Source organism: Prevotella sp. C561 (assembly GCF_000224595.1).
Lineage (GTDB): Bacteria > Bacteroidota > Bacteroidia > Bacteroidales > Bacteroidaceae > Prevotella > Prevotella jejuni.
In genome coordinates, this window is the sequence record NZ_JH114143.1 from 53,286 (window position 1) to 71,877 (window position 18,592).

Annotated in this window: 12 protein-coding genes and 2 pseudogenes; 6 read left to right on the forward strand and 8 right to left on the reverse strand. The window is 41.8% G+C overall.

Annotated features, from left to right (window positions below; all coding sequences use genetic code 11):
• Together HMPREF0666_RS05775 and HMPREF0666_RS05780 are read right to left on the reverse strand one after the other, a co-directional pair.
• A pseudogene (locus HMPREF0666_RS05775) lies at positions 1 to 327 on the reverse strand (transposase); the annotation flags it as partial.
• A gap of 238 nt (positions 328 to 565) precedes the next feature.
• Positions 566 to 895: pseudogene (locus HMPREF0666_RS05780) on the reverse strand (helix-turn-helix transcriptional regulator); the annotation flags it as partial.
• A gap of 395 nt (positions 896 to 1,290) precedes the next feature.
• Between HMPREF0666_RS05780 and HMPREF0666_RS05785 the strand changes: the two are divergent.
• Complete coding sequence (locus HMPREF0666_RS05785) at positions 1,291 to 3,585, forward strand: TonB-dependent receptor (RefSeq protein ID WP_009011421.1); 2,295 nt, start codon at positions 1,291 to 1,293, stop codon at positions 3,583 to 3,585.
• 193 nt (positions 3,586 to 3,778) lie between these two features.
• Here HMPREF0666_RS05785 and HMPREF0666_RS05790 read toward each other — a convergent pair whose 3' ends face one another.
• The 6 genes from HMPREF0666_RS05790 to HMPREF0666_RS05815 all read right to left on the reverse strand — a co-directional run bounded on the left by HMPREF0666_RS05790 (position 3,779) and on the right by HMPREF0666_RS05815 (position 13,490).
• Positions 3,779 to 6,601 carry a pitrilysin family protein gene (locus HMPREF0666_RS05790; protein WP_083822518.1) on the reverse strand — a complete coding sequence of 941 codons (2,823 nt, stop codon included), beginning with the start codon at positions 6,599 to 6,601 and terminating at the stop codon, positions 3,779 to 3,781.
• A gap of 201 nt (positions 6,602 to 6,802) precedes the next feature.
• Positions 6,803 to 8,404, reverse strand: a complete 1,602-nt coding sequence (locus tag HMPREF0666_RS05795; RefSeq protein ID WP_232214065.1) for a DUF6850 family outer membrane beta-barrel protein — start codon at positions 8,402 to 8,404, stop codon at positions 6,803 to 6,805.
• Positions 8,405 to 8,449: 45 nt separating this feature from the next.
• Positions 8,450 to 9,571: a DUF4876 domain-containing protein gene (locus HMPREF0666_RS05800; RefSeq protein ID WP_009011424.1), complete on the reverse strand. Its 1,122-nt coding sequence runs from the start codon at positions 9,569 to 9,571 to the stop codon at positions 8,450 to 8,452.
• Positions 9,572 to 9,601: 30 nt separating this feature from the next.
• Positions 9,602 to 10,117 carry a T9SS type A sorting domain-containing protein gene (locus HMPREF0666_RS05805; RefSeq protein WP_009011425.1) on the reverse strand — a complete coding sequence of 172 codons (516 nt, stop codon included), beginning with the start codon at positions 10,115 to 10,117 and terminating at the stop codon, positions 9,602 to 9,604.
• Between the two features lie 38 nt (positions 10,118 to 10,155).
• On the reverse strand, positions 10,156 to 10,536 hold the full coding sequence (locus tag HMPREF0666_RS05810) for a hypothetical protein (protein ID WP_009011426.1): 381 nt from the start codon (positions 10,534 to 10,536) through the stop codon (positions 10,156 to 10,158).
• Complete coding sequence (locus HMPREF0666_RS05815; protein WP_042856062.1) at positions 10,536 to 13,490, reverse strand: TonB-dependent receptor domain-containing protein; 2,955 nt, start codon at positions 13,488 to 13,490, stop codon at positions 10,536 to 10,538. The genes HMPREF0666_RS05810 and HMPREF0666_RS05815 overlap by 1 nt, the downstream gene beginning before the upstream one ends.
• A gap of 462 nt (positions 13,491 to 13,952) precedes the next feature.
• Here HMPREF0666_RS05815 and HMPREF0666_RS05820 point away from each other — a divergent pair, with 462 nt between their 5' ends.
• The 5 genes from HMPREF0666_RS05820 to HMPREF0666_RS05840 all read left to right on the forward strand — a co-directional run.
• Positions 13,953 to 14,861 (forward strand): ATP-binding cassette domain-containing protein, encoded by a 909-nt coding sequence (locus HMPREF0666_RS05820; RefSeq protein WP_042856095.1) that lies wholly within the window; start codon positions 13,953 to 13,955, stop codon positions 14,859 to 14,861.
• Positions 14,862 to 15,047: 186 nt separating this feature from the next.
• Complete coding sequence (locus tag HMPREF0666_RS18635; RefSeq protein ID WP_369750540.1) at positions 15,048 to 15,644, forward strand: ABC transporter; 597 nt, start codon at positions 15,048 to 15,050, stop codon at positions 15,642 to 15,644.
• A 96-nt stretch (positions 15,645 to 15,740) separates the two neighbouring features.
• The gene (locus HMPREF0666_RS05830) at positions 15,741 to 16,655 is read left to right on the forward strand and encodes a hypothetical protein (RefSeq protein WP_042856063.1); all 915 of its coding nucleotides are present in this window, start codon (positions 15,741 to 15,743) and stop codon (positions 16,653 to 16,655) included.
• A complete protein-coding gene (locus HMPREF0666_RS05835; RefSeq protein WP_009011431.1) occupies positions 16,652 to 17,320 on the forward strand; it encodes an ABC transporter ATP-binding protein in 669 nt (222 codons plus the stop codon). Before HMPREF0666_RS05830 ends, HMPREF0666_RS05835 begins: the two co-directional genes overlap by 4 nt.
• 630 nt (positions 17,321 to 17,950) lie before the next feature.
• The coding region (locus tag HMPREF0666_RS05840) for an IS982 family transposase (RefSeq protein ID WP_009011432.1) at positions 17,951 to 18,592 on the forward strand (642 nt) is incomplete at its 3' end.

Genomic DNA, 18,592 nt, shown 5'->3' on the forward strand with positions numbered 1-18,592 from the left:
AAAAACGATTGATGGTAAATAAAAATCAGGCTGTTCATATCCTGCCAGATAGATGAAATGAATGTCACGCTTGAGGAGCGACTCTATACGACGGCAGGAATAGATATTATTCATGTAGGCGTAAAGAATCACCTTGAGCATCATTTGTGGATGATAAGGCTTGCGACCACTGGGCTTATAAAGCTTGTAGACATTATCCAACATAAGATTATCCACCAAGGCATCTAAAAGACGAACAGGGTCATCTTCTGCGATATCCTTATCGATTCTTTGAGGAAAAAGAATCATTTTCTTGTGTATGTAAGAACGAAAGTGTACCTTTGTCATAATGAGATTTTTTGAATGCCTAAAGGTACAAAAACTTTAGGAAATAGCAAAGCCCTGGCTTGAGAAAGTCGGGGCTTTGTGCATAAAAAAAGAGGATGTGGACATTTTGACACACCCTCGTCTTCTTTAACGCTATGTGTAATAGTCTGATTTCTTGTGGGTTATAAACTTGATAGCGAGAGATGTTATACGCCTGTTTAGAAGAGGTTTAGTCTGCTGTTATGTAAGCCTAAAATGGCTTACTAGGAAATGCGAAAGTATCAAAGAACTTAAAACCACTTCTGTTCAACTCAACAAGCATTTTTTGTTCTTCCTCTGGTACATATTTCAAATAAAAACTATATCCTAATTCCTTCATCTCCTTTGCTGTATGACCACAAAGAAACAAAGGATTATCTGATACATAAAGAAACTCCTGCTTATAATAGTCTATCAAATAAATGCTCTGATAGGTTACACGTGCAAAGGACTCTACTGTATGAATCAATGTGGACAGTACATTAGAATCATAATCTGGTGCATTGCTTACAGTATTCGACGCTATAAAAAATTCTTTTATATCTGTCATATATGTTCAACTTAATAAGGTCCCTCTATTTTATTTTCTACAAAAGTACATTTTTAATGCAGAATATCGCAAGAGAATTACACAAAAGTGTAAAAAACAAAGAGAGAGGAGCAAATTTACACAAAAGTGTGATAGGTGATCTTTGGATAATAAGTATTTTTGCCATATAAATCAAGAAACAAAAGAAATTATGTGAATATTGTATTTATAAAGCAACATGATCACACTTTGATGTTAAATTTAAGCAAACAACTAAGAATTATACTTTTGCGTAGTGAAAATTAAAAAAAAATATTACCTTTACAACATCGAAAGACAAGAAATGCTGTCGGCATCTCATGATACTGACTCCAAAATTATAATAAGACAATACATATAATAAATAAGCTAATTTTATGAAAAAGGAAATTCTTACACTGTTCATGTCTGGCAGTTCTGTTATCCTTGCTGCACAAACTACGGGAACGGTCGTAGATGAAAACAAGCAACCATTACCAGCTGCAACGGTTTCGTTGTTTCGTGAAAGCGAAAATAAGATGATTAGTGGAGTGGTAACTGATATGAATGGCGGCTTTGAACTGAATACGCATGAAGGAGAGAGCTATAGAATAAGGATATCCTTTGTAGGGTATTCTACACAGGAAATAAAATGCCAAAACATTTCTAAGCATCTATCGGTGGGCACAATAGTGTTGGAGCCAGAGAGTAAGCAGCTTAATGACGTGACCGTGACAGCCAATAACGTAATACAAAAAGTTGACCGACAAATTATTATCCCTAATCTGCTTCAGCAAAAAACATCAAGCAATGGTTTAAGTTTGTTGCAGCATCTTCAGCTATCACGCATTTCAGTAAATACTCTCGACAGTAAGGTGACTACCACTATGGGGGATGCCGTAGAGTTACGTATTAATGGTGTAAAGGCAGAGATACAGGAGGTGAAGGCTCTCTTGCCGGCAGATGTGTTGAAAATAGAATATCATGATAATCCTGGTCTAAGATATGGGAATGTAGCTGCCGTAATTGATATTATTTTAAAGGAAAAGAAGAATGGAGGAAGTATCTCCGGAGAGTTGATGAACACTATTAATCCTTTAGGTATAGGAGATTATCAGCTATCGGGTAATTATCATGTAGGTAAGTCAAACTTTAAGACGTCTATAAACTGGAATCGGCGTGATATAAACTGGTTACGTGAAAACATGGAGGCTTTCAATGCAACGACACCCAGTATCAACAACTATGAGATAGGGCAAAAGACAAAGGCACAATATGATAACATCAATCTATCCATAGGATACGATTACATACATAGGGGGAACATATTGAGTGTTACTTTTCGTGATTTATATAACAATACGCCTCATGCGGTATTTGATAGAAATTCCAAACTTATTCAGAATAGCAACACATTCGATATCATGGACCGCACCAAGTCAAGGAGCAATAATCCATCGTTAGATATTTATTATCAACATGAGTTTACCAAGGATAAGCATCTTTTCTTTGACCTGATAGGAACATATATCAATACTAAGAACGACCGTTTATATCGCCAATCTCAGGGAAATTCGGTACAGGAAATATCTTCCCATGTTGATGGTAATAAATATTCAGCTATAGCTGAGGTTATTTACGAGCAGAAAATCAAGGATTCGCGGTTGTCATTCGGTCTGCGACATCAGCAGATGTACACAAAAAATGCGTACGATGGAAACACATCCTCAAGCGTAAAGATGAATACAGGTGAGAGTTATGCTTTTGGAGAATGGGCTTCAAAGTTAGGGAAACTGGATTATATGGTAGGTGTAGGTGCTATGAGAACCTATGTTAGTCAAGGAAATGCCAAACAGGTAAAATATATATTTCGCCCAACTATTCAGCTGGGGTACCATTTCAACAATTATCTGTCAATACGTTATAAAGCCTACATGGGAGGCTACGCACCCTCACTTGCCGAATTAAGCGATGTTGAACAACACATAGACATTTACCAAATACGCCGTGGAAATCCAAATCTACAAGCGGTCAGATTTTTCTCTAATGAACTGTCAATTAGCGTGGGAACAAAATATATTAGTACAGAATGGTTTACTCGTTATAGCTATGATGATAAACCATATATGGAAGAAACAACCTATTCGAATGGCTTCTATGTTAGGAGTTATGCCAATCAAAGAGGTTTCCATCGTCTGAACTCTCAAATTAACCTAAAAGTACAACCTTGGAAGGATTATATATCCATTCAATTAACCCCATTTGTTAATCGCTATATCAGCAATGGCAATACTTATACGCATACACATACCAACTGGGGCTTGCGTGCCAACTTAATGGGAATGTACAAGAATTGGTATGTAGGCGCCAATCTTGAAACAAGTTTTCATAGACTGTGGGGGGAGACGCTTAACAAAGATGAGAAATCACATAGTATAGTTTTTGGGTATAATAGAGAAAAATGGGGTGTAGAACTACAGTTGCAGAACATCTTCAGTTCACGTTATGAAATGTCTGTAGAAAATCTTTCCCATCTTGCTCCTTATAATCAAATGGTATGGTCGAAAAATCTATGTAAAGTTTTTGGCATAGACTTTCATTTCAACCTGAACTTTGGAAAGCACGGTTCTGAGGTGAACCAACGTATTCATAACTCTGATACTGATGCAGGTATTGTACCAACAACGAAGTAGCAGATAAATATAAATCTACACAGATAAAGAGAAAATCGAAAATCTTTCAAAGTGTAAACGTTATATTAGTAAGGTCAGAGATAAATTCTCTCGAACACCAATAGCAAAGAAGAACAGCCATATCAAAGCACTCCGGCTTCGATATGGCTGTTTTAAGTAGGTTTACTTTGTGTAACCTATAATATAGTACGGCTTACATTTCCTTTTCAGACTGCATCGTCACTTCAATGCGGCGGTTACTCTTGATAAGGTTGCGGGCAATACGCTGGATGTCAGCAGCTGTGATGTTACACACGATTGTCTTGTAGTCTTTGTCAAAGTCTACACCGTGGCGCAACTGGTTGTATATCACGTAGAGCCAGTAGTCATTGGTAACAGAAGACTGTTCATACTGCTTTAGGAGGTATTCCTTCACCTTCTGCAAACTAACAGCCTCTGGACCCTTATTGGCAATATGCTCAATCTGCTTGGTGATGATTGGCATCACCATGTTATACTTGTCTGGATCGGTATCAAAGGCAATCTTCAACAGAGCGTGAGGATTACTTGTTGCGTTCAGACTTTGCTGTAGTTTTACACCATATACCCCACCTTTCTCCTCACGTACAGAGTCGGTATAGGCGATTGACAGTACACGCTTGAAGATGTCGAGTTCTAAATCAGACTTCGCTGTATAAGGTTCGTCCCATGTGTAGAAGACGGTTACACGTGCCAATGGGGTCTTCATCTTCTTTTCGAAGCGGTGTGTCTCGTTGCAGTTGCGCACGTCAGGATAAGTCTTAGCAAAGGTTTCCTTTTTACCAGTTGATGGCAGAGTTGCAATATACTGCTCCAAGAGAGGGCGCAACTGAGCGATGTCAATATTACCCATGACAATCATCTTGAAGTTAGAAGCATTGCTGAAACGCTCCTTGTAAATCTCAAGAACACGGTCATAGCTTACCTTGTCAAGTGATGCTGCCTTAAGTGGTTGTACACGTGGCGAATTACCATAAACGATGGCAGCGATAGAGTCGTTGTAGCTAACGTTAGGACTTGCCTCACGATTGATGAGGAAAGAGCGCATACGGTTAAGCTCTGACTGGAAAGCTTGGTCATCACGACGTAAGTTTGTAAAATACAAGTAAGTAAGTTCAAAGAGTGTACGGATGTCTTTGATAGACGAGTTACCGCTGATAGACTGTGTCTCATCACCTACACCAGCATTGATACGAACGGTCTTACCTGCCAAGAACTTGTTAAGTTCCGTAGCACTGAAACGTCCTACACCACCTTCTTTTACAGCAGCTGAGATAAACTGTGTGTTAATCAAGTCCTTGGCTGGATAGAGGGAAGAACCACCTTCTGCAAAGAAGTTCAGTGTCACAGCATCCTTTTGGTAGTCGGTCTTCTTGAAATATACCTTCACACCATTGCTCAGCGTGATTTCTGTTGTTCCATGCAAACCAACTTTCTCACTCTTGATACGTCCCTTCTTCGGTAACGTCTCTATAAGTTTATCGTCCAACTTCTTCTCTACATACTTAGGATAGGACTTTGCCTGTGCATCAAGAACCATCTGTTCAAACTGCGCATCTGAGGGAACATTTACGCCAGCTTTGTCTGGAGAATAGACAACAAGCACTTGATTCTTGTTGGTGATAGCCTCACGCATAGCCGCATTGACCTCGTCGAGTGTCACCTCATTAAAGAACTGATCATCGAGTTGCTTGTCGTATGCTTCGGCGGTGATTGGTTCGTTATCGAGAAAGTTCTGCTTTGCACGACGCACATAGTAAGAATTGCGACGGTCGTTACGCTCATTGTATTGGCGGTCAATTACCTTCTGGCGGAAAGCTTTGGCACGAGCCAGTTCTGACGGAGTAAAACCGTGCTGACGAATCTGCTCAATCGTACCCACTGCTGCATCGAACGAACCCTTTACATCTTCCTGACGAGCACCAAAGGAAAGAACAAAGGCATCTTTTGTACGGCTAATCAAGAACTGTCCCAATCGTGCAGAAGCACTCAAACAAGGTTTTGGATTCTTGTCCTGCATCTCGTTAAGGCGTTCGCCAATCATATAAGAAACTAAGTCGTCAACATATCCGTCTCGCTGATACTTTACCGAAGACTTCTCTGAATCGGGTGTTGCCTCACGCTTCATATAAAGTGTAACGAGCATAATAGGTTGTTCTGAATCCTTCAATGATGCCACAATCATCTTGTCGTTGTCATTCACTGGGAAGTATTCGCGATGAGCAGCATTCTCAGGCATTGGGATGGCTGAGAAGACAGACTGTATCTTCTGCTCCATTTTGTCTACGTCAATATCACCCACAACGATGATTGCTTGCAGGTCTGGGCGATACCACTTGTGGTAATAGTCACGAAGAGCCTTGTAAGGGAAGTTGTCTACAATCTCCATCTTACCGATTGGTAGACAGTCTTCATACTTCGTACCACGATAGATAATCGGCAATGCCTCTTCCATTAGTCGTTGTGAAGCCATACCGGCACGACGAGTACGCCACTCCTCATGAATGACACCACGCTCTTTGTCAATCTCTTTGTCATCAAGGTCTAAATAGTGACTCCAGTCATGGAGGATAAGTAGGGTAGAGTCGATAGTTGCCTCATGCTTTACTGGTACGGAACTAACATTATAAACCGTTTCGTCAACGGAGGTGTAAGCGTTAAGGTTGGTACCGAACTTGATACCATGTGCCTCACACCAGTGAACGATACTTGGTGAAGAAGGGGTATTCTTGAAGTTCTTACTTCCATTGAAAGCCATGTGCTCAAGGAAGTGAGCCAATCCCCTTTGGTTAGGTTCTTCGAGAATACTTCCCACACGCTGTGCAATGTAGAAGTCGGCTATGCCTTTCTCCTTAGCATTGTGGCGTATGTAATAAGTCATTCCGTTCTTCAACTTACCTATGCGGAAGCTGTTGTCGGTAGTGACATTCTGCGCCATAGCACCTGTCACGAGGAGCAGGAGCACAAGCGCATTGATAATTCTTTTGTTCATTAACATAATATGTGATTGATTCCTTTTATAATTCTTTTATGTCTGTCTGATTTTTATTCTTTATAGGATAATGTCTTTCTATTGATGAGTTGCCTTCGTCTTAATAGCATATCGTACTCTATTAAGTGCTCCGCACGTGTGGTGCGGAGGCCCAACACCACTTGTGCGAACGCTTAGCACCATTCGTGCGGACCAATAGTAAGACTGTTAGAAGGTACAACCTATAGTCAGTCTGCCCGTTGAATAGTTCCTTCCTATGAGATAAGTGTTGCCGTCGTTGGTATGGCGATGGGTGAAGTCGAAGGCAGTGTAGGTCTTCATCTTGGTGCCTGGGAGTACAAAGGCATATTTAAGTCCGAGCAGGAAAGAGTATTGTGGGTCTGTAAGATACTTATACTCACGATACATCAGTACGTCGATCGTAGGGAAACCGTTCTGTTTGTCAGAAGGTTGTGCCAATGTTCCATCCTCGAAAGCATCACCCTTTCCCTTCTTATAGGCAAAGCCTGCTTGTAGTGAAAGTACTCCCTTTCGGAAAAGGAGGTTACGTGTAAGACTTGTATAAGCCTCTGTAGTGTGGATGTCTTGACGTCGGAGGTAAGGATAGCTGTAGCCTGTCTGCTTACGTTGTGCAATGTTCACACCTGCTTCTACCGTCCAGAGAGGTAACTCGTTTATGATACCATAATAACCTCTATAGCCAAGATGCACATCATTCCACGCCTTATTGGCACTCTTTACAGGGGCAAGATACTGATAGAAGTAGGCTCCCTGTTCATTCTTGTTAGAACGATAAGCATTCATCTCGTTGACAAGGTTCTCGCTTGAGAAACTAAAGTCAAGATGATGTATCTGCTTATCGAGGTTCAAAGTTAGGCGTGTTTGGTAGTCATAAATATGGCTATGATGGTTGGTGTGAACAATCGTATAGGGTGACTTCCTACCATAATAACCCTTTCGATAAGCCATATCCAAATGGTTTAACCATGAGAGGTGTGGTAGGATTTCCCAGCCAAGTTGTAGGCCTAAACCATGATATTCATTGAGCATAGGTTGCTCCCTATTGCTGTCTGTAAAGCCCGAACTACTGAAAGGTTCGGTCTTACCAATCCACGGACCATAGTTGATGTAAGATGTAAATTCTTGTGCATTTGAAGCGTAGGTACTAAAGATTACGCTCTCTGTGTTCCGTCGGTAAGTATAGTCAAGACCAAGACTAAAAGGCTGTAATGGTATATAGACGCCAGTAGTGAGGGCTAAATCCATCAGTTTCGTCTTATGTCTTAAATCCTTATACTTAGCAATGTTGGCTGCAGTGAAGTCCACCTTTGTACCAATGGCAAGTCCTTTATATATCTCCCAAGACAATGCCCCCATAAGATTATAGGTGTCACGATGCTTTGTGCCAGCATTATTTAGCGAGTCTTCTACGATATCAAAGGGCAGACGTTGGGTTTGTATGAATGCTGAACCTGTCATGTTGCGCCCAGAGAAGTTGTCATAACGCATACTTCCCGACAAGACAATCTTGTCTGTTAGTCGATAGAATGAAGACACGTTAGCACCTGCCTGCACGGTACGTGGCGACGCATCATAGTTGACAAAGCCACCCTTACCATACTGCACATACATTTCAGCTAAGGAAATGTTCTTTGTCTTGAATCGTATTAAGGCTGCTGCATTGTCACTTCTCAGCCATGCATCGCTGTTGGCAACGAAGCTAAAATCACGATGGAGCAGACTATCCTTAGCCTGCTCCTGTGCGTTGAGGCTGGCAGAGAGGGTTACCCCTGCCAGTATAAGTGTCATGAACCTATATCTCATCTTACAGGTTATGTTCTTTTATCATCTGTTTTACTTGTCTCTAAGTGAGAACTGACTGCGCTCGTGGAAGTCAGCAGTAGAGTTGTTTGTGTCCATGTAGACAATCTTTGCACCCTTCTTCATAGATGCTTCAGCGTCAATATGACTTGGGTCTGCGCCATACTGATAGTTATAAACCAACTTATCGGCATTGCCTTCAATCTTCTTAGTTGCTTCAGCATCCACGTTACGATATACGCTATGACCAAGTTTGATAGTCTGCTTCACATAACCAGCATCCACGTTTGCACCGAAACGCTTCTTACTCTTGCTCTCATTAATTTTCTCATAAACCTCGACACCGTCAATAATCCAGTCTGTTGGGACCTTCAATACAGCATTTATTTTGTTCTGGGCTTTGCCTGGTGCGTATGTGATATTACTTGCATCGTTTGCGAAAGCAGCAGGTGTTGTATTCTTTGTTTGGAAGATAAAGAAGCCAGGAGAAGTTACACTAAGTGGCCAAGCATTAGCCTGTCCATATTCTACTGCCTTAAGGTATTGGCTGGTAGGGATAACGTCTGCTGGTGTTGGATAGTATTTTGGATTCTTAAAACCAGACTCTGGGTCGTACATAGTATAGTAGTCTTTATTGGCATAGTTGATACTCTGTGGGTAGGTCTTAGTATTATCTATTGCCCCCATACAGCAGATAACAACCTGTGAATAAGGCTCGATAATCAATGAATTAGGGAAGTACCATATACCACAAGCTGCTGGAACCCAGCCCTGTGAAACGTAAGAAGGCTCTGTCGCTCCTGTGCTGTACCATGCGTTCGCAACAGAGTGTGCATTATAGGGGTCTAATATACCAATAGCTAAGTTGCTGATTACTGCTGTCTTACCACCATTGTTGTACAGGATAAAACCCTTGTCCATCTGGAAGAAATTCTTGGGATCGTTTTCAATTGGTACACCTGTTGTGTACAGTTCCTTGATGATGACTTGGTCAGCATTCTGATCAGGCAATTGGAAAGTAACGTTCTTTACATCTGATGCTTTGATGACTTGTACAGTACCATCACTATGTGTCACAACCATATCCCATACTTGTGCATTGATGTTGCCAATGAATGCAAACATGGCAACAAGGAGAAGTAATATTTTCTTCATATCTTTTCTATTTAATTTCTAATGTTATTCTTATTTATTCATAAACTTAAAACTCTTGGTAGGTGTGCGGAGGATGTAGACACCCTTAGGTAAAGACGAGAAGTCAAGGGCAACTCGTCCCTCACCATCTGCTGTTACAGAGCTGATCTGTGTACCATTAAGATTGTAAATGGCAACCCTTGCGCCTGCTTTTAATCCACTTACCTCAGCATTACTGAAAGAGAATTGAGGTGTGTTAGATTCATTCTTTGGGTCATTAGAAGGCACACTACTAATGCTTGTCGGCACCTTCTTCTCAATGAAGTGGTAGTCCTGCACGCCTGTCAGTGCTGTTGTGAGTTTCTGATCCTTACAAATAATAACAAGGTCGTTTGCCTCTATGGTTATAACAGGAAACGATTCCAAAGCAAACTCGGTCTTTGTACCATTCGTCTCGGTCAAGACAAGGCAGGTGATTAACCGCTCTTGTACTGTCTGTGCAAAGCCACTAAGGGGAATGAACGACAGTGTCAAAGCGATAAGCCCTATAAAACTTATTTTCTTCATAAACATTGTTTTTAATTTATACTATCTTTATTTCTCTTTTAATTCACGATACGTTTCTTCGACATTACTAATGGTAAGGTTACTACGCGAGGAGAGTCTACTGCAACAACCACCTGTGACTTGGCACCATTGAAGAAGTAGCGATAGTCTGTGGTCTCCTTTCTTGTAGAGCTGCTGACCTTATATAAGCCTGAAGGAACTCTAAAGTGAGCTATTCCTTGTGCGTCTGTACTATCAACGAAGGTGCTTGCCACGGCATCTTGCAACTCTACGCGTAAGCCTTCATAAGAACCGTCATAAGTGCTGGGGAATTCCAACTTCACATCAAAGTTGACTACCTTAATGCCCTCCTCATAATCAGCACACGAGATTAACATCGTCATCACGCATACTGCAAGTAAACTAAATATCTTTTTCATTATATCTTTAATCTTAATGAAAGTCCATAATAGAAGCTCGGAACATATCCACTGCCAAAGAGACTTGTCTCAAGTCCTGTCTGAGTAGAGTGTACCTGAGCAAGTGTGTTGAAGAAGTTATTGGCATAAAACGATATAGATACGTGTTTGCCAATTTCTTTTGTTACACTTAAATTAGCCGACCAGAAGGCGCTCAACTTATTCGGATTCAATGTGTAAGGGTAGTTGGTTCGTACAACCAATTGTGCTAAGTCGTTGTATAACCCTCTGTCGTTCGTTGCTGCCCAACGCAATTTCTCTGCAAAAGGAACCAATGTCTCTGGTGCATCCCATGTGCTGTAATACTCTGGATAGACGATTACTGTTTGATTTTCTGCCTTACCATTATATGGCTCGCCAAAGTATTCATTGCCACTATTCACAACATATCCACGACTGCTGGTAGCTCTACTATATGTATAGAGTGAACTTTCCAAACGCAAAGCTACGATAAGTCGAATCTTTGGTATGTGTGTCGTTAGTGTGACATTCATATCTACTTGACCACTGACAGAGCCATTTGAGGCAGAAGCATCTGCCGTATAGTTGGTTGATGAGGCTGCACCACCACGGTAATAACCAATATATTGATAGAGTTTACCGTCAGACTGACGTGTATTCAGACCTACTGGTACGTCCGCAAAGAGCGTTTCGTCCTGTGCCTTATAATGATAATACTTACCATCAACACGTACCTGTGTGCGGAGCGTCTTAATCTGTTTGAAGTCTACAATCCATTCTAAGCCATAGCGACTCAATGGGTCAGCATTCACATATTTTGTGTTGGTGACGTAGGTGTTACGTTCGTCATAACCGAGAACGACTGGGGCTTTCGCCCCACTGGCATCACTTACCGTCACAATACCTGTCTGTGGGTCAATCGTAAAGAGACGGTTAGCCGTCGCAATACCGCTCGCTTGAAGTTTAGCAGGTGATGTGTACTTATAGGTGAAAGGTGCGTAAGTGTTTGTTGCCATGTAAGGATTGAAAGTCTTACTATGGAAGAATGAAAGGTTGATGTCCGCTATCTTCGTTCTCAGCTCCACTCCCAAGTCCCATTGGTTGGCATATTGCCATTTCAAGTCAGCATTGTATCGTGCCTTTGAAGGGTAGGTGTAGTAGGCGTAATAAGAGCGATTATTAGCATCACTGGTAGATGAGAATGCTAACATATCACGATAAGATGGAGAAGGGTAGAGTACTTGGAAACTCGGAAGTTTCACACTCTTCCCCCTACCTGAGTGCACGCTAAGACTATTCACCCAACTATCTTGTCCAAAGCGAAGCATATAGCGCATATTCAGTCGTGGTGAAAGGCTACCTACTGTTCCATACTCTGAGCCTGGAATCGAGGTGATATCTTCGCGTACACCTGCTGTCAGTTCAACATTCTGTTTGGTATCGATAGCCATTGAGAGCTTATCCTCGGCATAAAGTGCCATGTTGTTCAAAGCGGGTAGGACGTCAAAACGATATTCACGCCATGTCGGTGCATAGCGCATATCTTCGTAGTGTGTACCCTTTCCCTTATTCCTACTGCTTGTCCATTCAGCACCAACAAGTAATCGGTTGCGGAACTTTCCAAATGATTTATTCCAATTAGCCTTTAGCTTCAAACTGTAGGTTAATGGTTTGGAATCACCAAAACCACGCAGATACCAATAGCCTGTAGGACCAAGAATGATGTTGGCAGAAGGGTTCTTATCGTAGTCTTCTGCAATGTTATATCCTTCTTTCAAAGTGTGGATATAAGGCTGTGTTGAACTACTACTCTCGTTACTATAGCTTTCTGAGCGTTTATCAGCGTAGGTGAAGGCTGCTGTAAAATTCAGATTGGTTATCCATGACTTGTTCAGCAGCCAGTCAAGGCGTATATTACCACCGATATTATTATCCTTAACCTTATAGTAACTGTCTAAGTTGCGGTCTGGGTCAGCTTTCGAATCATAGCCTCCCATGCCGCCATTCAACCCAATATCCAAGGTCAGAGGTTGTGTCTTCTTCATAAAGACATTCATATAGTGCAATGACAGTACATTACGTTGGTAAGCGGTATAAGGCGATGCTGCATCCGAGAAAGAGCGTGCATGCTCAAGGGAGAAGTTGATAAGTCCAGCGTTCTTGCCTAAGTCTAATCCTTTGTGAAGGGCTATCTGGCGAGTGTGTTGGTTGATACTTCCTTCCAAGATGAAGGGCGAACTACCTCTGCGTGTCTTCACTTTTACTACACCATTGGTGAGATCGCCGTATTCTACAGAGGCAATACCGGGTACGACCTCCACACTTTCAATGTTAGAAGCACTGACACCACGTGTACTCACACCAGCCGTTTCGCCCATCATCGCATTGTTGTTCAGACGAACACCATCCACTTCAATGGCTGTACCAAACGATGCATTGCCTCGCTCTGACGAACCGCTTCGCAAGGTCAATTTGCTATCATTCATCAAAGAAGGGTTCACACTCTTACCACCCGGTAAAAGTTGGGCTATATCACCCAAAGTCATTATCTGTTGATTGTCCAACGTCTTACGGTCAATGGTGTAAGAGGTTGTTATCTCGTCTTTCTTTCGATGCGCAACAACCTGTACTTCATCGAGTTGAAGATTGTCTTCGGCAAGGCGCACGTTAAGTGTGGCACCATCATTATTAATGGTGACAACTATTGTTTGTTCTGCGTAACCAAGGCAGGAGATAACTGCAGTACACTTTCCCTTCGGTACGTTTTTTATCGTGAAACAGCCTTTTTCGTCAGTAAAAGCGTACAAGCGATTTTCCTTCAATGTGACTGATGCGTAAGCTATAGGCTTACGATCATCCTTCCCCACAACACAACCTGTAAGTGTCTGTGCAATTCCATTGATACTTAGTCCGCAAAATACAATAGACGTTATTATCCTATTCGTGAAGTCCATGATTTGCAAAGATAAGACGATTTTACAAACTCTACAATACTCAAAAATAGGTATTTATTAGCTTTTCTTTATGAATAGAAATGGATTTTATCGTATTACCTAAGGTTCTTCTGATATATGGAGTGACAAGGACCATTCTAATACAAGAACAAAACAATTACATTTCTTATAAGAATAGTTTTGTTTTAAGTTGCTGTCACTTTTAACATTTCATGCAAAGCTACTGCAGAAGAATGAGTTAGGTGGCTACTTAGAATGACATTAATGACAGCAAAATTTGTTTTAGGTGAATTGTTTCTAACCCAAACGGCTTAATTAATTATAATTAAAATAAACGGGAATTTATTGTATTATAGATTTTAAACAATAACTTTGTATTGCTTTGAAATAACTAAAAATAACTTTTAAAAATTAAAGATTATGAGACTATTCAAAATATCAGACAAGAAATACTTGAGATATATGAATAATACAACTGCACTTTCCGTGCATCATTTGAAAAAGACTTTCAGGACCTCATCCAATAGGAATGAGGTTCTGAAAGATGTGAATATCGTTTTGGAGAAAGGCGTTGTCGCCATCCTGGGATCGAATGGAGCAGGCAAGACGACTTTTATCAAATCCTGCACAGACCTGCTGGACTATGAAGAGGGGAAGATAGAATATTTCGGGAAAGACCTACAGACAATGAGCAAGGAAGAAAAGAACAGGACCTTTGCGCTGCTGTCTGAAGGCAGCCGGAACATCTACTACAAGTTGACGCCATGGGAAAACATAAAGTATTTCGCTGCCGTGCGTGGCATCCCGTTCAATGCCGTAAGTAGTCAGAGCAAGGAACTCCTCAACGAATTAGGATTATACGACAAAAGGAATCAGCTGGTAGAGAATCTGTCTCGCGGGATGCAGCAAAAGGTCGCCATCATCTGTGCGTTGAGCATGAACACCCCCGTCGTATTCCTTGATGAGCCGACCCTTGGGCTGGACATTGAGAGTGCATTCGGGCTGAGCAGTTTCCTGTCATCCCCGGAAATCACTTCAAACAGATTGATCATCATGACTTCTCATGACTTTAACTTCATAGAACGCACCGCCCGGCAGATATTCAAGCTGCAAGACGGAGTCATGAAAAGGAAAGAAGATACAGCGAGCTTCGACAACTCTTTCATCCTTAAAATCCTGCATCCCGATATTGATAAGTTACAGGCCGCCAGATATGAAATTCTGGAACGGCACGACCTCTATTGTACAATCAGACTTCTCACCACTGCACTCCTATTGGGCAAGGAAATCGACAGACTGAACCAAAAAGGACACGAGGTGACAAGCGTGGAAATAGAAGGAGAGAACCTAAAAGATTTTTATTTAAACTGATTCATCATGATATATTTCTGGGGACTTTTGAAGGCAGAGTTTGTCAAATCCATCAAATTGACTTTCAGGTATAAATTCAACACGCTGTTCAATATTCTCTTCTGGGCTGTGCTCATGGTATTGCTCTCCCATGTCCTCCTCCGGGGGAAACCGGAGGTCAAGACATGGGCGTTTATCTGCTCGTTCATGATCTGGCTCATCGCCAACAACTCTTTCATCTCCGTGGTGGATTCCATCGTGTCGGAGACTGTCCAGGGAACAATAGAACAGCTGTATCTCAATTCAAGATCTTTCTTTACATTACTTCTAATCAAGGGGCTTGTGTCAAGTGTGATTACCATCATCCAGTCCGTTCTCACACTGTTTATCTGCGTTCTTCTGGTCCCTTCCGTGCAAGCGGTTTTTTTCATCCAATGGCTCTCTGTACTTCCGCTGTTTCTCATATCCATCTTCTCCCTTATAGGTCTGGGAATCATGTGCGCCTCACTGGCATTAAAATACAAGAGCATATCGTCATTCTACAGCATGGTATCCTCTATCGTCTTTGGTATCCTGACCTACGGGGCAGTCTTTATCTCTTCCAAGACAGCACTCACGTTGCTGTTCCCCTTTGCAGAGGCGAATGCGGCCATACAGCAGTTGTTGCTCCGTGGATCATCTTTGACACCGAATACCCTGACGGTCATTCTCTGCAATGATGGATTATACTTGCTCTTAGGGTATCTCTGTCTGAAATTCTTAATCATCAAGAGTAAAGAAAGCGGTTCACTGTCAAAATTCTGAAGACAGCCTGCAACGGCTTCACTCCTTGGTCTCATCAATGTAATGGTTCATAAAGGACAAGGTAGAATCCGACTCCTTGCTATCCGGTCAAAGCACATGAATTTCCTGAAATTACAGCTTCTAATCGTTTACCGTCTGATGAAGGGACTTGGAATAATCGTCTCTGTCCTTCTGCTGTGTGTCGCAGGCTTATTGCTCTATATACTGTCATTGGCTCCGCAGACGAATATCATACTGGTTGATGCCGCTCTCGTGGCCGGATTCCATTATAGCAGAGGCGACAGGGAACTCCTGCAGATATTGTACGGAAGTGAGAAGAGGCTGCTGATGGCAGAGTATGTCCTTCTTTCCACTCCATTAATAGCTATCTGTGCGCTCCGCCTCTATTGGGTGCCACTTCTCGTCTGTGTGGCAATAGCGATTGTCCTGCCTATGTTGCCCAGACCCCGGCTGCAGTTCACAATGTTCACTTATCCTTTCCTGCTGAAAGGCTCTTATCAGTATGCCGGCAGTATGAGGACGCTGCTTATCCCTTACCTGCTGGGGATATTATCATCCTGCATGGGGCTGCTGTACCATAATATCAATATCACCTATGCCACACTACTGCTCTTCGTATATCTGCTTGGATTCCTCATCTGTCAGCCTGTCAGGAAGAGCCATCTGATGTTTTACTCTTCCCCTTTGAGAATGATTCATTTACAGTCAATATATGCCGTCGGGAATACATTCGTACTGCTATGTCCCTTCTTCGCTATCCTCCTGATACACAAAGCTGACGCTCTTGTTATCGGAGAAGTCGTCATGATATATATCCTTGCCACGCTCTTTCTTTTCCAGTCGGAACTTATCAGGTATTTCAAAATAGACAATCCGATTGTAATCATGATTGTGCTATCAGCTTTGTTCATGGTCGATGCCGTAGGATATATGAAGACAGTGATGATTCCCTTGGCTGCGTTCACCACCCTTCTGTTATCTTTTATGGTCTACAGCAAATATTCAGCATGATTCAGATAAACAATATAAGGAAGAAATACGGCTCGTCTGTCATTCTTCATGGCATGACCCTCCGGTTAGAGAAAAGTAAAGCGTATGGCATCGTAGGAGAGAACGGTGCCGGCAAAAGCACATTGTTCAGGTGTCTTGCGGGCCTGGAACATTATCAGGGCAACGTCATCATGGAAGAACATTGCAGGATAGGTTATCTGCCCGATACGCCTTACTTTTACCCGCTGGTTACCGGCAAGGAGTTTCTGGAATTCTGCCTGAAAGCTGCCCATCTTCCGTGTGCCGGTGAAGAAATCAATCAGTACAACAAGCTGTTTAATCTTCCGTTGAACAGCTATCCGTCGAAATACTCTTTGGGAATGAAAAAGCGTCTGATGCTCATGGCACTGATGATGCAGAAGTGTGACTTCTATATCATGGACGAGCCTTTCAACGGATTGGATGTCGCAGGTGTCATCATACTGAAAGACTGGATAGTCAAAAGAAAGAGAGAGGGAAGTACATTCCTGATATCCTCTCACATCATCTCTGCCTTGACCGATATCTGCGAGACTCTGGCATACATCCACCAAGGTAAGATGATGAAGACCTATGAGGGCAAAGAAGCCGTTCCAAAAGTCATTGAGGATGATTTAAAGAAATACATACTCAAAGAGGACATCTGAAATTACCTGTAAAACAGATTACAGGCGAACGGCATATTCCAGGCCCTTCCGTTAAATGCGCAGATGGCTATCGTGAAGAGCGTATGGGCTTGACGTGAGGGGCTGATGGTTTACCGAGACCATACATTCCCTTTTCCAGCACTTATGTTTATCTGATGCTGTCCGATAAAACTCAATCCGCAAGATTTCCCATGACTTCTTTTAAACTGGCCATTCCGCATCGTTTCCGGAAAAGCCCCCCTGTTCAGATAAGTTCTGCCCACACAGCTCTTCTCCAGCAACAAGCAGGCTCCCCTCCAGACAATATATGGCATGGAGCGGACCGTCAACACGACTGGTGTCTGCCGACAACACAAGATGTGCCGGGTATCAGCACATCTGCAGAAAAGGCCGTTCCACTCCTTTCGCTATCATATACGGCATTACGCTGATGGCTGCCTTGCACGGCAAATGTTCATCAGGCAGCACTGATATTTATCGGGACTCGGTCACTGCAGATGTATAATGCTGGCTGTTGCCGGATACTATCAACCTGAACTCGGGATAAGAAATGTCTGCAAAAAGTTGGTAATCTCATTATATTTCTGTAACTTTATGGTTGAAAATCAAACAATTACAATAAACATAACAATGATTACCAAGGACAAAATTACTGAAATTTTCTGTATTGCGGATGATTTCTGCAAGGAATTTGAGTTAGAAACTGATAAAATAGGTCTCTCTGAAAAGAGTAAAGGGTGTCATCGCCATCGCCAGTGCCGTATGAGTAAATTTGAAATCATGACGATTTTAATTTGTTTCCACTTTAATTCCTATCGTAATTTTTATCACTATTATACCTTTTTCGTAAAAGAGCATTTAGCAGATTTATTTCCAAATCAATTGTCTTATAATCGTTTTCTTGAATTAGAAGCACGAGTCTCTGTAGAGATGATGATGTTCCTACAGATATGTTGTTTTGGGAGGTGTACTGGTATTAGTTTCATTGACTCAACTTGTATTCCAGTTTGTCATAATAAACGTATTTATCGCAATAAGGTTTTTAGAAATTATGCAACAAGAGGCAAGAGTACAATGGGATGGTATTTTGGATTCAAACTACATCTTATCTGTAATGAAAGAGGTGAGATCCTAAACTTTATGCTTACTAAAGCAAATGTTGATGACCGAGACGAAAATGTATTTAACAGATTGACAGACAATGTATTTGGTAAATTATTTGCAGACAAAGGGTACATATCTCAAGGACTATTTGAGAGATTGTTCAATGAT

Excerpts from the sequence above, each read along its gene's own strand:
- HMPREF0666_RS18635 (WP_369750540.1), top strand. The coding sequence starts at position 15,048 with ATGATCTGGCTCATCGCCAACAACTCTTTCATCTCCGTGGTGGATTCC.
- HMPREF0666_RS05795 (WP_232214065.1), bottom strand. The coding sequence starts at position 8,404 with ATGACACTTATACTGGCAGGGGTAACCCTCTCTGCCAGCCTCAACGCA.
- HMPREF0666_RS05820 (WP_042856095.1), top strand. The coding sequence starts at position 13,953 with ATGAATAATACAACTGCACTTTCCGTGCATCATTTGAAAAAGACTTTC.
- HMPREF0666_RS05835 (WP_009011431.1), top strand. The coding sequence starts at position 16,652 with ATGATTCAGATAAACAATATAAGGAAGAAATACGGCTCGTCTGTCATT.
- HMPREF0666_RS05790 (WP_083822518.1), bottom strand. The coding sequence starts at position 6,601 with ATGTTAATGAACAAAAGAATTATCAATGCGCTTGTGCTCCTGCTCCTC.
- HMPREF0666_RS05800 (WP_009011424.1), bottom strand. The coding sequence starts at position 9,571 with ATGAAGAAAATATTACTTCTCCTTGTTGCCATGTTTGCATTCATTGGC.
- HMPREF0666_RS05785 (WP_009011421.1), top strand. The coding sequence starts at position 1,291 with ATGAAAAAGGAAATTCTTACACTGTTCATGTCTGGCAGTTCTGTTATC.
- HMPREF0666_RS05810 (WP_009011426.1), bottom strand. The coding sequence starts at position 10,536 with ATGAAAAAGATATTTAGTTTACTTGCAGTATGCGTGATGACGATGTTA.
- HMPREF0666_RS05830 (WP_042856063.1), top strand. The coding sequence starts at position 15,741 with ATGAATTTCCTGAAATTACAGCTTCTAATCGTTTACCGTCTGATGAAG.
- HMPREF0666_RS05805 (WP_009011425.1), bottom strand. The coding sequence starts at position 10,117 with ATGAAGAAAATAAGTTTTATAGGGCTTATCGCTTTGACACTGTCGTTC.
- HMPREF0666_RS05815 (WP_042856062.1), bottom strand. The coding sequence starts at position 13,490 with ATGGACTTCACGAATAGGATAATAACGTCTATTGTATTTTGCGGACTA.